General features: G+C 42.3%; 18 protein-coding genes. 1 reads left to right on the top strand and 17 read right to left on the bottom strand.

Features of this window, described 5'->3' with window-relative positions:
* Positions 1–189 precede the first annotated feature (189 nt).
* From recO to BLR76_RS00105, 9 genes are all read right to left on the bottom strand, one after another.
* Positions 190–966, bottom strand: coding sequence for a DNA repair protein RecO (gene recO / locus BLR76_RS00145; RefSeq protein ID WP_091263975.1), 777 nt, complete (start codon positions 964–966; stop codon positions 190–192).
* Positions 967–991: 25 nt separating this feature from the next.
* A complete protein-coding gene (era, locus tag BLR76_RS00140; protein ID WP_091263974.1) occupies positions 992–1,906 on the bottom strand; it encodes a GTPase Era in 915 nt (304 codons plus the stop codon).
* The gene (locus BLR76_RS00135) at positions 1,903–2,307 is read right to left on the bottom strand and encodes a cytidine deaminase (RefSeq protein WP_091263971.1); all 405 of its coding nucleotides are present in this window, start codon (positions 2,305–2,307) and stop codon (positions 1,903–1,905) included. Before BLR76_RS00135 ends, era begins: the two co-directional genes overlap by 4 nt.
* Positions 2,308–2,320: 13 nt before the next feature.
* Entirely contained in the window at positions 2,321–2,719 is a 399-nt protein-coding gene (locus BLR76_RS00130) for a diacylglycerol kinase family protein (RefSeq protein WP_091263969.1), read from the bottom strand.
* Complete coding sequence (gene ybeY, locus BLR76_RS00125; RefSeq protein ID WP_091263967.1) at positions 2,703–3,185, bottom strand: rRNA maturation RNase YbeY; 483 nt, start codon at positions 3,183–3,185, stop codon at positions 2,703–2,705. Before ybeY ends, BLR76_RS00130 begins: the two co-directional genes overlap by 17 nt.
* Positions 3,163–4,155 carry a PhoH family protein gene (locus BLR76_RS00120; protein ID WP_091263965.1) on the bottom strand — a complete coding sequence of 331 codons (993 nt, stop codon included), beginning with the start codon at positions 4,153–4,155 and terminating at the stop codon, positions 3,163–3,165. Before BLR76_RS00120 ends, ybeY begins: the two co-directional genes overlap by 23 nt.
* Before the next feature lie 561 nt (positions 4,156–4,716).
* Positions 4,717–5,166: a GatB/YqeY domain-containing protein gene (locus BLR76_RS00115; RefSeq protein WP_091263962.1), complete on the bottom strand. Its 450-nt coding sequence runs from the start codon at positions 5,164–5,166 to the stop codon at positions 4,717–4,719.
* A gap of 49 nt (positions 5,167–5,215) precedes the next feature.
* On the bottom strand, positions 5,216–5,389 hold the full coding sequence (gene rpsU / locus BLR76_RS00110; protein WP_091263960.1) for a 30S ribosomal protein S21: 174 nt from the start codon (positions 5,387–5,389) through the stop codon (positions 5,216–5,218).
* Between the two features lie 227 nt (positions 5,390–5,616).
* Positions 5,617–6,039, bottom strand: coding sequence for a Fur family transcriptional regulator (locus tag BLR76_RS00105; RefSeq protein ID WP_091263958.1), 423 nt, complete (start codon positions 6,037–6,039; stop codon positions 5,617–5,619).
* A gap of 136 nt (positions 6,040–6,175) precedes the next feature.
* Between BLR76_RS00105 and BLR76_RS00100 the strand changes: the two genes are divergently transcribed.
* Positions 6,176–6,985, top strand: a complete 810-nt coding sequence (locus tag BLR76_RS00100) for a pyruvate, water dikinase regulatory protein (RefSeq protein ID WP_091264244.1) — start codon at positions 6,176–6,178, stop codon at positions 6,983–6,985.
* Between the two features lie 64 nt (positions 6,986–7,049).
* Here BLR76_RS00100 and BLR76_RS00095 read toward each other — a convergent pair whose 3' ends face one another.
* From BLR76_RS00095 to BLR76_RS00060, 8 genes are all read right to left on the bottom strand, one after another.
* Positions 7,050–8,567, bottom strand: coding sequence for an MDR family MFS transporter (locus BLR76_RS00095; RefSeq protein ID WP_176759556.1), 1,518 nt, complete (start codon positions 8,565–8,567; stop codon positions 7,050–7,052).
* A 109-nt stretch (positions 8,568–8,676) separates the two neighbouring features.
* Positions 8,677–9,081 (bottom strand): rhodanese-like domain-containing protein, encoded by a 405-nt coding sequence (locus BLR76_RS00090; protein WP_091263954.1) that lies wholly within the window; start codon positions 9,079–9,081, stop codon positions 8,677–8,679.
* 73 nt (positions 9,082–9,154) lie between these two features.
* Positions 9,155–10,261 carry a YqgU-like beta propeller domain-containing protein gene (locus BLR76_RS00085; protein WP_091263951.1) on the bottom strand — a complete coding sequence of 369 codons (1,107 nt, stop codon included), beginning with the start codon at positions 10,259–10,261 and terminating at the stop codon, positions 9,155–9,157.
* 57 nt (positions 10,262–10,318) lie between these two features.
* Complete coding sequence (locus tag BLR76_RS00080; protein ID WP_091263948.1) at positions 10,319–11,305, bottom strand: ROK family glucokinase; 987 nt, start codon at positions 11,303–11,305, stop codon at positions 10,319–10,321.
* 18 nt (positions 11,306–11,323) lie between these two features.
* On the bottom strand, positions 11,324–12,034 hold the full coding sequence (locus tag BLR76_RS00075) for a rhomboid family intramembrane serine protease (protein WP_245682982.1): 711 nt from the start codon (positions 12,032–12,034) through the stop codon (positions 11,324–11,326).
* A 132-nt stretch (positions 12,035–12,166) separates the two neighbouring features.
* The gene (locus tag BLR76_RS00070) at positions 12,167–12,478 is read right to left on the bottom strand and encodes a hypothetical protein (protein WP_091263946.1); all 312 of its coding nucleotides are present in this window, start codon (positions 12,476–12,478) and stop codon (positions 12,167–12,169) included.
* A 61-nt stretch (positions 12,479–12,539) separates the two neighbouring features.
* Positions 12,540–13,103 carry an MltG/YceG/YrrL family protein gene (locus tag BLR76_RS00065; protein WP_091263944.1) on the bottom strand — a complete coding sequence of 188 codons (564 nt, stop codon included), beginning with the start codon at positions 13,101–13,103 and terminating at the stop codon, positions 12,540–12,542.
* Positions 13,104–13,121: 18 nt separating this feature from the next.
* Entirely contained in the window at positions 13,122–13,481 is a 360-nt protein-coding gene (locus BLR76_RS00060) for a helix-turn-helix domain containing protein (protein WP_091263941.1), read from the bottom strand.
* Positions 13,482–13,582: the final 101 nt, after the last annotated feature.

Here is a 13,582-nt window from a genome sequence, read left to right as displayed (position 1 = left end):
TAAAATTGTCAAACCAAATCTTGTTCGATAATGCATGCTAATTCTCTCTTGCTATATTAACTTTCAGTTTATGTTCCGCAAGCAGATTGGCCAGTCGATGGGGTAAAGTAATACGTCTAATCTGGACCAGCAGATAAAGAATCCCGACCCAGGCCAGAATAACAATAGCTGTCCGTCCGATCCATTCATTTAATCTTCCTCACGTTTAAGCAGATTCTCCCACTGATGCATTTTTTTGATAAATCGTTTGCTTTTAAGATTCAATCCGACCAGTTCGTCATAGAGAATGTCGATCACTCTCTGAATCTCAGTTTTAGTCTCTTGCTTTAAAGATATAGTATTAATCTTGTCAAACGATACAACAGAAAATAGACGGATGAAATGGATCGCCTTGGGAGATGCATGCAGCCGCCGTTCATCTTCATGAAAATGCTTTGGACACAGCAGCCCATGGTGTCTGCTTGAGTAGTCAAACGGCCCATCCGTCAATCCACAGAAGACACATCCTCTAAACTCAGGCATGACCCCGAAATACCTGAAAAAACGGATCTCGAAAATATTCATAATGATCTCAGGATCAAAATCCTCTTCGAACCTATCCATTCCAGTCAGAAGCTGTTCAAACAAAAGAGGGTCTGCCTTACGGTCTTCAAGCGCTGCATCTGCGAGTTGAGCGATATAGGTCGCATAAGCCGTCTTGAAAATATCTGTCTGAACAGAGGTGTAAGACTGCACATTTTTTGCATCCCGAATAAAGCTCAGCCCTTCGCTTCTGATATCTGCAATAAAACTTGCTCTTGCAAAAGGCTGAATGGCAGACCGCAGTTTAAAGTTAGGATTCTTTGTCCCTCGTACAAAAAACATGAGCTTTCCGTATCGGTCAGTAAACAGCTTGACCAGGTAATCCCGTTCTCTGTGCTTCCTAACAGACAGGACCAGGCCTTCAACTTCTTCTAACTGAGACACTCGGTCACCTTCTTAATCAACTTAATTAGTACTGGTCTCTATTATAGCCGTAATCGTTCAGATGCTGCTGCTTGTCACGCCAGTCATTCTGAACTTTGACCCACAGATCAAGATAAATCTTATCCCCCAACAGACGTTCGATGTCTTTTCGGGCATTCATTCCAATATCTTTAAGCATTTTCCCCTGCTTGCCGATGATGATCCCTTTCTGGGATTTTCTTTCTACAATGATCGTAGCGTTCACGACAACTTTTTCATTATCTTCACGCTGCATACTGTCAACGACAACAGCAATCGAATGGGGAATTTCTTCTCTTGTTCTTTCGAGAACTTTTTCACGAATCAGTTCGGATACAATAAAGTATTCCGGGTGATCACTGACCTGGTCTTCAGGATAGAACTGTGGCCCTTCAGGTAAATAGCTTCTTACTGTCTCCAGCAGGCGATCAACATTGTTTCCTTCAGTAGCTGATATGGGCACGATTTCCGCAAAAGTCATCTGACTGTTATAGTCTTCAATGATCGGCAGCAGTTCATCCGGATGGATCTGATCGATTTTATTCAGCACAAGAAATACTGGGCTTTCGACAGTTTTCAGCTTGTCGATGATAAAGTCGTCTCCCGGTCCTCTTTTTTCGGTTACATTCACTAAAAACATGACCACGTCCACTTCATTGAAGGTACTCATTGCAGTTTTTACCATAAAGTCACCCAGACGGTGCTTCGGCTTGTGAATACCCGGCGTGTCAATAAATACGATCTGATAAGATTTTGTTGTCAGGATGCCCTGCACCTTGTTTCGTGTAGTCTGAGCTTTGTCACTCATAATGGCAATTTTCTGTCCGACCATCCGATTCAAGAGCGTTGATTTTCCTACATTTGGTCGTCCCACTAGAGAGACAAAACCAGATTTGAACTGTTCTTCGTTTGTATTAGTCACACCATATCCCCCGATTGAAAAGCTCCGGGCAGCAGTTCCGACACTGTTGTCTCCTTCACTTTTCCTTTTTTATTCGTCAGTAGAACCGGCATATCCGGCTCACAGAATTCAACGAGCACCTGCCTACATGCGCCGCATGGTGAGATAGGTCCTTCAGTGTTACCTGTCACGACTAAGTAGTCAAATGACCTCTGTCCCTCAGATACTGCTTTAAAAATGGCCGTACGCTCCGCACAGTTCGTAAGAGGGTAAGACGCATTTTCAATATTACAGCCGGTAAAAATTTGTCCGTCATTAGTAGATAATGCGGCCCCTACCGGAAATTTTGAATATGGGACATATGCTTTATCGAGCATATCCGTTGCTTCTTTAATTAAAGTCTGTCTTCTTTGTTCATCCATTTTATTCGCCTCTTCACATCAGTATTTGTAAGATTTTTGGCAGCAGTATGATTGCACCGACCAGTGCTGCAAAGGAGGCAGTCAACAGTACGACGGCTGCTGCCATGTCCTTAACTTTTTTTGCTATAGGATGGTACTCTTCTGTAACCAGGTCTACAACATTTTCAACTACTGTATTGATAAGTTCCATTACAAAAACAAGGTAAGACACTAGAATAAGCCAAAGCCATTCAGCTCTGGTCATGGGCAGCACAAGACCAATCATCAGCACGGCTACACCGGTCAGAGCATGCACACGCATGTTTCGTTCCTCGTGAAAGGCTGTCCGGATACCCATGAAAGCAAACTTGAACGAATCACGATAGGTCCTATTTTTCTGTGGGATTTGTTCTTCCTTATCTTTTAAGACCATATTCTTTCAATATCTCCTCTTGTAGTGCAAACATTCTCTTTTCATCTTCGTCTGTCATATGATCGTACCCGTTAAGGTGAAGAAAACCATGGACCATCAGGAAACCAAGCTCTCTTTCTACAGAATGACCGTATTCTTCAGCCTGTTCTACCGCTTTGTCATATGATATGAATATATCTCCCAGATCTCTAGGAATGGTGATGCCTTCCATATCGAACTCTTTCAGTAGATCATCTTCATCATCTTCATCATCTTCAATTGCAAAACTGATGACATCAGTCACTTTATCTTTATCCCGATATTCTCTGTTGATCTCTCTGATCTTTTCATTAGATACCACTGTAATCGACACTTCTGCATTATTCTCTACAGATAATTTCTTTGCAGCAACGTTCAGCAGATCCTCGATCCAGTCTGCCATATCTTCAGTGATTTTATCTGTTTCATCGTAAATTATCGTTTCCATAATCTTCCCTATCCGTTTCATTGTCGTAAGCTCTGATCACTTTTGCGACCAGTGGATGTCTGATAACATCTTCAGCTTCAAATTTGATATGACCAATTCCTTTAACTCCAGTCAGTACACGTTCAGCATGGATCAGACCGCTTGTCGTCCGTCTCGGCAGATCGACTTGGGTGATGTCTCCATTGATGACCATCTTGGAATTGAACCCCAGACGAGTCAGGAACATTTTCATCTGCTGCACAGTCGTATTCTGAGCCTCATCAAGAATAATGAAGGCATCATCCAGCGTACGGCCTCTCATGTATGCCAGAGGTGCGACCTCGATCGTTTCTCTTTCGATCAGACGATTCGTATGTTCGGTGCCAAAGACGGTATACAAGGCATCATACAGTGGTCTCAGATACGGATCGACTTTTTCCTTAAGATCTCCAGGTAGAAATCCAAGATTCTCTCCAGCTTCAACCGCCGGGCGGGTAATGACAATACGTTTCACATCCCCTTTTCTCATGGCGGCCACTGCCATTGCAACAGCAATGAACGTTTTTCCTGTTCCGGCCGGACCAATGCCGAAGACGATATCGTTCTTCTTGATCGACTCGACATAATCGCGCTGGCCGACGTTTTTCACTCGAATCGCTTTACCATCTTTATCTCTAGTGATCTCTTCTTCGTACATTCTGACAAACTGAGAAAGTTTTCCCTGTTTAGCCATCCTGATAGCTGAAATAATATCTGCTTTTTTTACTTTGATCCCTTTGTCATCAAGAGTCAGCAGCTGTTCAAACAGCGCTTCTACCTGACTGATTGCTTCAGGGGTGCCTTGAACGTCCATTTGAGTGCCTCGACTATTGATCGATACGTCCAGTTCTTCTTCTATCAAATTCAAATGACTATTCTGAGGACCAAAAAGTGTAAATAATCTCTCAGAATCTTCAAGTTCTATACGTCTTTTTTCGATTGATTCAGTCAACCAGGTGACATCTCCTTCTTATTAACGGTATTCCATTAAATCATAGCATAAAAACATTAAAATCTCTATAAAGTTGGTGAAAAGTGTTTCAATATGAGGGGGATTTTGATGACATGGTTGGTCTGTTTTTTTGGAAGTTATGTGCTGAGCCACTACTTGGATTGCACTGTAACTCGGACAGAATTTCCATTTGAGTTAAGGCGCTATGGCGATTGCACCGGAACTCGAACAGGATTTCCATTTGAGTTAAGGCGCTCTGGCGATTGCACCGGAACTCAGCTAGGATTATCATTTGAGTTAAGGCGCTATCGCGATTGCACTGGAACTCGGACAGGATTTCCATTTGAGTTAAGGGGCTATGGCGATTGCACCGGAGCTCGGACAGGAGTCCAGCTGGAGTTGAAGAGCTATTGATTTTGCGCAAAAAATTTCACTGATAAAATCACATAAGTACACTTATATCATCAAGATAAGGTGTGACCACAACTATGTGTATATATTTCAGCTAGAAAAAGACCGCAGATGACTGGAGACGAGATGTCCCCACAGCTGCGGTACTTTCTATTGTTTATTCAGTTCTTCTTTGACGATGGAGCTGACCAGATTGCCGTCAGCTTTACCTTTTACTTTAGGCATCAAAGCACCCATGACTTTTCCCATATCCTTCATTGAGGATGCGCCAGTCTGTTTCACCGTGTCCTGCACGATTTCACGAACTTCTTCTTCGCTTAACTGAGCCGGCAAATAGTCATCGACGATTTCAATTTCTCTTTCGAGTTTAAGAACCAGGTCATCACGACCGGCCGCTTTGAACTCATTTAAAGATTCGACACGCTGTTTTTTCTCACGAGAAAGAACGGTCAATTCGTCTTCTTCTGTCAGTTCTTCTCCCTTATTGATCTGTTCGGTCTGTAAGGCAGATTTCAACATACGAATAGTAGATAACTTTTCTTTATCTTTTGCTTTCATCGCGATTTTCATCTCTTGATTCAATTCATCAAGACGAGCCATCTAATCACCTTCTATATGAGATATAAACTTTAATAGTATAGGTGCTCTATTAGAATTTACGCTTGCGTGCTTCCTCAGATTTCTTTTTACGTTTAACACTAGGCTTTTCATAGTACTCACGTTTACGGGCTTCTTTCAATGTACCCGTTTTAGATACGGAACGTTTGAAACGACGAAGAGCATCATCAAGACTTTCACCTTTTTTGATATCTGTTTTAGTCAACGTTGTTCCCCTCCCCTCGTACGTTCAGGGCGTTCCTATTGCTTTGTAAAATCATATTAGTCACAATTGGTCTTCCCTATCAATAAATGATGTAACTGTTGATTATGCACTTGCACATAATAACAATTCATTAATCATTATATACAAATAAAGAGAGAGCGTCAACACCATGCCCAAAATTAAATATGGACAAAAAGTAAACACTCTCACTCACTATACTCTGATGATCAGACGGCGAGACTGCAGTCTGCACATTTTCCAAACAATTCAAATCGATGAGATGTGACTTCACAACCTGGTAGCTGCCCCTGGAACATATCCATCGGGCACATCTCAAGTTCACGCGTCTGCCCGCATTCGGTACAGATAAAATGATGGTGATGTCCGTGTACATCACAGCTGGAACGAAATAGTTTTTCCCCGTTCAGTTCTGTCTCTTCAACAACGGACAGTTCTACAAATGTGTGAAGATTGCGGTAAATAGTGTCAGGACTTATGCCCGGGAACATTTCTTTCAAGTGATCCTGGACTTCTTTAGCAGACATATACTTTTTTCTGTTATATAGAATTTCCAGTATTCGCTGTCTTTTCCCTGTCGTCTTGTAACCATTCCGTTTCAGTGTTCTAACGGCTTGTTCAAAAGCTGTCAACAGAATCGCTTCCTTTTCTAATTTCTATCTTTCAGTATATCGGAAATGTCTAATTTTTCAAGGAACATTTTTGGTACAATTTTATGATCGAATGCTTTATACTGAATATATAAACTTCTCGGAAGGACTGATTATTATGAATGGAAGACCCGCTGCAACAGTTTTTGTTTTATCCGATTCTGTAGGAGGTACAGCAAGCAATATATATTATGCGGCAAGAGCCCAGTTTCCTGAAGTAGCATTCGATCTGAAGAACTTCCCTTTTATCAGACAGGAAGATCAGCTGAAAACTATCCTGGAAAGTGCAAAAGAAATTGATGGTATCGTTCTGCATACCTTGGTTAACCCCGAACTGGTCGATAGTATAGAAGACTTTTGTCTTGAAAATGATCTGACCTGTTTCGACGTGATCAATCCTCTGATCAATGAATTGACTTTGCGGTCTAATACTCTGCCAACGCATAAGCCAGGCGCCAAGCATAAACTTGATGACAAATATTTTGACCGGATCGGTGCACTGGAATTTGCAGTCAAGTATGATGACGGGAAAGATCCCAAAGGTTTTCTTGAGGCTGATATTGTCATTTTGGGTATTTCTAGAACATCAAAAACTCCGCTCAGCATTTTTCTGGCAAATCAGAATTATAAAGTGGCCAACTTACCCTTACTTCCTGAGTCTACTTTACCTGAAGAAATATGGCAGGTCGATTCAAATAAAATCGTCGGCCTGACTAATGATGAAGAGATGCTGTCCAATATCCGAAGAGAACGCATGATTTCATATGGCATGCAGCCAGACACGCCGTATTCAGATAAAAATCGTATTCGAAAAGAAATTAAATATGCTGAAGAATTATATAAGAAGCTTAATTGCCAGGTCATCAATGTGGCCACCAAGTCAATTGAAGAAACTGCTGCTATTATTATCAATTCACTTCAGAAATAAAACAAAGAACGTCAACACTTATTGGTTATCTCTTCCGGATAGTCACATGTGTCGACGTTCTTTTTTATTTTTGTCTGACTGTTTTTTCTCTCAGGAAGAATGTAAGAATAAAGGCTGCCAGAGCCAGTACGGTAACCATACCAAATCCGCCCCTAATTCCTTCAATTGTCAAGTCGGGCTTAGCTCCTCCTGCTTCAGCTGCTTCGAGAGTTGGTGTGTTTGCAAAGGCTGAGACGATGGACATTGAAGCAAAGACGAGTGTAATGGCAAAACTCGAGCCGATCTGTCTCACTGTCTGCCGGGCAGAAGTCCCGTGCCCCATCTGATCATCGGGCAGAGCGTTCATCCCAGCCGTTGTAACCGGAATATTGAAAACGCCAAAGCCTATGGACAGCAGCAAATATACAGCCACAATATACCAGATCGATGTATCTTGTCCGACAAATACTAAAAGAGCTGTTCCAGCAAATAAGGCCAGTCCCCCTAGAGGCGCAACCTTAGCTACCCCGTACCTGTCGTAAATTCGTCCGGTTACTGGCGAGATAAAAGCTTTGAACATTCCTCCAGGAAGAAGAATAAGGCCTGACAGAGTAGCCGAACGTCCAAGAACAGTCTGGATGTACATCGGCATGACGTTTGATATACCTGTAATAACCATGAGTCCCAGCATAGTAATAATCACTGCAAGGCTAAAGGTCCTGTTTTTAAACAAGGAAACATTCAGCATCGGTTCGGGGCTGTGAAGATTGCGTCTGATAAACAGATAAATAAAGAGACTTCCGATAACCACCGACACCCAGGCTACGATCGAATCGAATCCTTGTGAACCCATGATCGACAGTCCAAAGAGAAGGACTCCGAATCCGATCAGAGAATGTCTAATTGATACCCAGTCTATCCTCGGGTCACTCATAGGCAGAACATCTGTCAGAGTCAGGATAGCTATAGGGATGACTACTGCCGAGCCAATAAAGAGACCGTAAAAGATAAAGTGCCATGACAAGGTATCAACAATCCATCCACCTAAAGCTGGACCTAGTGTGGGACCCAGTCCTAAAACTACTCCCATCAGTCCCAAGGCGCTCCCCCGTTTTTCAGGCGGTGATACAGTAAGAATGATTGTCTGCATAAGAGGAATGACCATTCCTGCACCGACTCCCTGCAGGATCGCGCCAAAGAGCACAACGGCAAAGTTGATGCCAAGTCCGGCTATAAATGACCCAGCACCGAAGACGATCATCATTAATACGAAAAGGTTCCTCGATCTGAACTTGTTCATGGCGAACGCTGTGATCGGCACCATTATTCCTTTGACAAGCGTGTAACCGGAAACGGTCCATTGACCAATCGAAGGAGACACATTCAAATCATTTATCATAGTCGGAAGAGCAGTCTTTATTGCCGTCTGATTCATTATGACCATCAGAGATCCGGCAAACAGTGCTGTATACACCATCCAGTAAGGTACTTCATTATTATCGCGCCTGTCCAGCTGTTTTGTAATGAGAAAGACAGCTTTTCTCCCCCATTTTGTTCGTCTAATATCCACTGTCTGCTCCTTTGTTTTATGACACGCTGTCATCTGTAATTCTGCTATTAAAAAAAAGGAAACCCCTAAGTGATTTCCTTTTTTTGTCATATTAAAATGTATCACTTTGAACAAGTGAGTGCAAGTCCAATCTACTGCTGGATCAGTGAATCGGCTTTTTGCGTTTAATTTTACCGTCCCATTTCTCGTAGCCGTCTTTCAGAACATATAGGTTATCGTACCCATTTTTCTTAAGCAGCAGAGCAGCTCGGTAACTCATTGTCTTTTTATCATCATAAAGATAGATCGGCTGATCCTTACGCAGTTCACCAGCACGCTGCTTCATCTGCATATACGGAATGTTGCGCGCGCCAAGAATATGGCCAGCATCAAAGTCGTCTTTACCACGAACGTCAACAATCTGGGCTTTACGCATGTCCTGCTTGAATTCATCATTTTCCAACGCCGTCGCTGCATTCTTTCTTCTGAAATACTGAACTAGTTCCCAGATCCCCCAGGCAATGATTCCGATCCATAAAATGATTGTTACGATTGTCCAATTATCCAAAAATAACTCCCTCTCTGTACGCTTATCACCTTCTATTTTACCGTAATATCAAGCAAAATTCCAGTCTGTATTTTCAGGAAGAAATGTCCACCAGTGAATGCATATCCCCTGTGTCCAGTTCGATAAGGTACTCGTACCGCCAGCCGTACAACACGTAATTCTCATCTGGTGAAAGACAAATCGGTGCATCATACGGTAACGGAATGATCTCCTCAACAGTTTCGTTTTCAAAATCCAGCTGAGAGAGCGTGTACGTGCCTAATTCTTCTTCTAGAATTACTGGTTCATCAGGTAGAACAGCCAGAATCTTTCCATTTCGATTTGACTGCGTTAAGTGTGGTTTGACGGGGTAATCATTCATAGATACTTTGGGCACTTCAATCACAGTGTCCCCGACGAGAAAGGGGTATTCATGAAAAAGATAGACTTGATGGTTGTTAATGTCGGAAGGAACGATACCTATGAAGGTATCCTGATGCAGGAAAAAGTCACGGGCATCTCTGCTGATTACCATGTCTCCATTTTCCTCTCTGAGGTCTCCAATATAAAGATCCCTATCTTCCAGTTCATCCACATAGACATAGACATTGGAGGAGTACCATCTAGGATATAGTGAAGCGATCGGTTTTGGAGTAAGCGTCTCTTCTTCTGTATTCCACACTTGAACCAGTATGGTTTCCATTTCTTCTTCACTGTCATAATCATAGTGTGAAATGAAGACTAGATCCGGATCAACAGTATTCCAGTCAAGAGTCACATAGCCGCTGTAATGGAGCGGAGTCGAATGAAGAATATTACCGGAAAGATCCATGACATTCAGAGAAATGGCTTCGTCGGACACTTCCTGAAATAGGATCTGGTCTCTTGTGTGACTTATTTCTACACTTAGAATATATGCATGTTCTTCATATATCTCTTCAAACTCTCCAGTAAAGATATTATAGGACATGAACTGGTGGCTTGCATTGGAGCCTTTGTGGATAAGAAGCGTTTCGTCATCCAGCCAGCCTATGTTCTTCTGAAACTGTTCCGGGTCAAGGTCCATGGGATGAGCAATTTCTTCTGTTTCGCTGCTGCTGTTGACACTTCCATCTGTAGAAGACCCGCAGGCAAATAAAAAGAGTGAACAGCATGTTAAAAAGACCCTCAAGGTTATTAAATATACCTTTTTGTCTGACATGCTGCTCACCTCATTGTGTGGTTTATGTTACAACCATTTTACCACATTACGTGAACATTATTCACTTATATGCTTATATACAGATTCATTTAAGACCAGCGAGCTCGCTCCTATGACACCTGCATCGTTTCCTAATTCTGCAATTCTGATATGAGTGTCTTCTCGAATAGTCGGGAATGCATAAAGCTTGAAACGTTCTCTGATCTTATCTGCAAGAAATTCGCCTGCCTTAGATACACCGCCTCCGATAACAATGGTTGAAGGATTCAATAGATTTGCAATGTTTCCGCATGCTAATCCTAAGTAATCGCTGATTTCATCTACTACAGAAACTGCGAATGCATCGCCTTCCTTGGCGGCATCCATAATGCGTTTAGTATCTACTAAGTCACCAGCTTTGATCTGATCCTTCAATGGTGACGCATCAGGATAGGTATCTGCTCTGTCTCTGGCCACTCTGACCACACCGGTCGCACTGGCTACTGTTTCAAGACAGCCAAGCTTCCCGCACGTGCAGGCGTATCCTTTGCGGTCAACAGTCATATGTCCTATTTCACCGGCTGCCCCTTTAGCTCCATGAAGAAGCTGGTTGTTCATGATTACGCCTCCACCTACTCCAGTTCCTAGAGTGACAAAGACGACGTTTGGTTCATTATGGCCTGCTCCGATCCACTGCTCGCCAAGAGCTGCGACATTGGCGTCGTTATCAATGAAAAACGGAATACCTGTAGCGTTCTCGATCTGTTCTCTGACTGGCTGTAACTGATCCCAGTTCAGATTGTAGGCCCCGATAACTGTTCCTGCGTGACGATCCACTGTTCCTGGGGACCCCATACCGATACCGATAAAATCCTTTGAAGTATAACCATGATCATTCATGAATGACAGTACTGACCCAATGATCGAAGGGGTGATGTGACTGCCATGGTCTGAGATATCTGTAGGAATGGACCACTGATTCAGAAGTGATCCTTCCGTAGACACTACGGCAAATTTAACTGAAGTCCCTCCAAGATCGATCCCTATGATTTTCTTATCTTCCAAACTGCTTCCTCCTTAGTGTTAATTGAATAATCGTGTGATGGGAACCAAACGGGAATAGCCTATAAAGATAAGCACTGCCACTACCCCAACGTAAATCAGCGCGTAAACAAACTGCCTCTGTTTATTTATCTCCCAGGCCCTTGGGGCGGTCAACGCATAAGCTAGAAGGTATCCACCCAGGAGCCCACCGACATGACCGGCCATATCAATATTGGGACTGAATATGCCGAAGAGCAGATTCAAAGCAATCAGCAGAGAAAAATTCTTTGCCATCGCTCCGATCTGCGGATTTGATGGAAAAAGCTTACCTAATACCAGCGTTGAGCCGAAGAGACCGAACAATGCTGTACTGGCACCTGCGGAAATATTCTGATTAAAGGCGAAACTTGCCGCATTTCCTGCGATTGCACTGAATAAATACAAGAGAAAGAACCGCCAGTGTCCAAATATGCTTTCGAGCTGGATTCCAAGAAAATATAAAATCAGGACATTAAACAAGAGATGAGTAATCCCAATATGAAGAAACATTGGTGTTATGAGACGGTACCAGTCACCCAGTATGATCAGTTCATTTACTTTAGCACCGAGTAACACAAGAACTCTAGGGTTGGTACTCCCACCCATGACTTCCTGAACAATATACATAAAGCCGGTTATACCTAATAGAGCGTAAGTAATGAATGGTTTTCTGTTCCATCTCATAAGTTTCATTTTAGTCTGGTAATTCACATTTTTAGCTCCCTTAAATCTTTAAGTTTAGTATAGCATATTCCATTGTGTGTACCAATTTGAATCATACAAAAAAAGTTAAGAGTCACACCCGGCAACATCTGCACCAGCTGTTCCTCTTAACTTATGAATTTATTCCATATTTCCGTCGATATCATCTTTGAACTCTTTAACTGCTTTCAAGTTCGCATCCTTACGGTCCTGATCCTGTTCATCAGTTAATTCATCCTGACTGGAGGTGTCCATATTACTTAGTTCGCTTGTTTCCACAGCGACCACGTGGTCAGGATTGATAAAGACTTTTTTTCCATTTACCAGTTCAAAACTTCTGAGCAGATCAGATTCGGAGGCACTATTGTCCAGTTGACTGGCTATAGTCCCTGGAGAATTGCTTATTGTATACGTTTTTCCGTTGGACATATAAATAACTGCTGTTTCAGACATGTAACTCTCTCCTTTATCTTTGATAGGTTAATTTTACCTCAAAGATAATAAGATACAAAATCTAACGAATGACTGCTTCCACCAGCTGGTCTCTATTCATATCTGAATGGACAGTGTACTGACCTGGGCGGATACGTCTGAACAGATTATTGTCCTCCAGATGTTTGTTGAACGCATGAACGTCTTCAATCAGCCCATGAGCATGAAGCTGTGAGGCAATGACGCTACTCGGTTCTCCTTCGCGAATGACGACTGTGTATTCTGTGACATCTTGTGGCTCTTCATCGTTTTCTTTCTCTTCGTCCGCTTCATTTTCCTGATCAGACTCGTCTGATTCGGCTTCCTCTGATTCTTCAGTATCTGCTTCTTCATTTTCAATATCCGCTGATTCTTCACTTTGATCATCCATTGAGCTGTTCATCTCTTCAAGCTCAGCTGCAAGCTGTTCATTTTCAAGTTCCAGCGCGGTCGCTACTTCTTCAAGATACTGTATTTCATCCTGAAGTTCTTCGACATCTTCACTGCTGCTTACTGCCTGACCTTGACCGGCAAACTGAAATACGAGCAGAAGTACCGCAGAAAAGAGAAAACCTGTCGCAAGCATTCTTATATTCTTCTTTGACATGGTGTCCCTCCTGATACATCAGGCGTTGATGCCTTCAGTAATATAGTCGTTAATGACTTCCTGAACTGAATTTTGAGACAGATCAAGTTGTCGGGCGATTTCTCTAGTCGCCACTCCTTTTGTAAACAATGTAATGGTGTTGTCTTTCATCAGACGAGTCATCTGTGAAGACTTTTCCTCTTCTTCTAAATTGATATTCAACTGGGACTCTAATGTATGTATTCTCTGATTCAAGTCGTAAACGGTTTTAGTAACTGCCAGTGAAAAAGTCTCAAGTTCTCTGTATGCTGCATCTTTTTCTTCTTTTTTTATAAGTGAATAGATGAATAACGCAGCAGAAAGAATTAGAAGCAAGACGGCTATCATCCACATTTCCATGTTTTTCCCTCCCTTGCATTTATAGTTGACCTATAAAATAGTATCATATTTATTCATTATAAGAAAGACAGTAAAATTTTCATTTTCTTAACAAAGAAATG

The organism is Alkalibacterium thalassium, assembly GCF_900101165.1.
Lineage (GTDB): Bacteria > Bacillota > Bacilli > Lactobacillales > Carnobacteriaceae_A > Alkalibacterium > Alkalibacterium indicireducens.
This window is presented reverse-complemented; position numbering and strand designations above follow the sequence as displayed.

Bases quoted from the DNA above. Each gene is read 5' to 3' on its own strand.
- BLR76_RS00135 (WP_091263971.1), bottom strand. From the start codon at position 2,307: ATGGATGAACAAAGAAGACAGACTTTAATTAAAGAAGCAACGGATATG.
- BLR76_RS00060 (WP_091263941.1), bottom strand. From the start codon at position 13,481: ATGGAAATGTGGATGATAGCCGTCTTGCTTCTAATTCTTTCTGCTGCG.
- BLR76_RS00095 (WP_176759556.1), bottom strand. From the start codon at position 8,567: ATGACAGCGTGTCATAAAACAAAGGAGCAGACAGTGGATATTAGACGA.
- BLR76_RS00070 (WP_091263946.1), bottom strand. From the start codon at position 12,478: ATGTCTGAAACAGCAGTTATTTATATGTCCAACGGAAAAACGTATACA.
- ybeY (WP_091263967.1), bottom strand. From the start codon at position 3,185: ATGGAAACGATAATTTACGATGAAACAGATAAAATCACTGAAGATATG.
- BLR76_RS00115 (WP_091263962.1), bottom strand. From the start codon at position 5,166: ATGGCTCGTCTTGATGAATTGAATCAAGAGATGAAAATCGCGATGAAA.
- BLR76_RS00130 (WP_091263969.1), bottom strand. From the start codon at position 2,719: ATGGTCTTAAAAGATAAGGAAGAACAAATCCCACAGAAAAATAGGACC.
- BLR76_RS00085 (WP_091263951.1), bottom strand. From the start codon at position 10,261: ATGTCAGACAAAAAGGTATATTTAATAACCTTGAGGGTCTTTTTAACA.
- BLR76_RS00100 (WP_091264244.1), top strand. From the start codon at position 6,176: ATGAATGGAAGACCCGCTGCAACAGTTTTTGTTTTATCCGATTCTGTA.
- BLR76_RS00065 (WP_091263944.1), bottom strand. From the start codon at position 13,103: ATGTCAAAGAAGAATATAAGAATGCTTGCGACAGGTTTTCTCTTTTCT.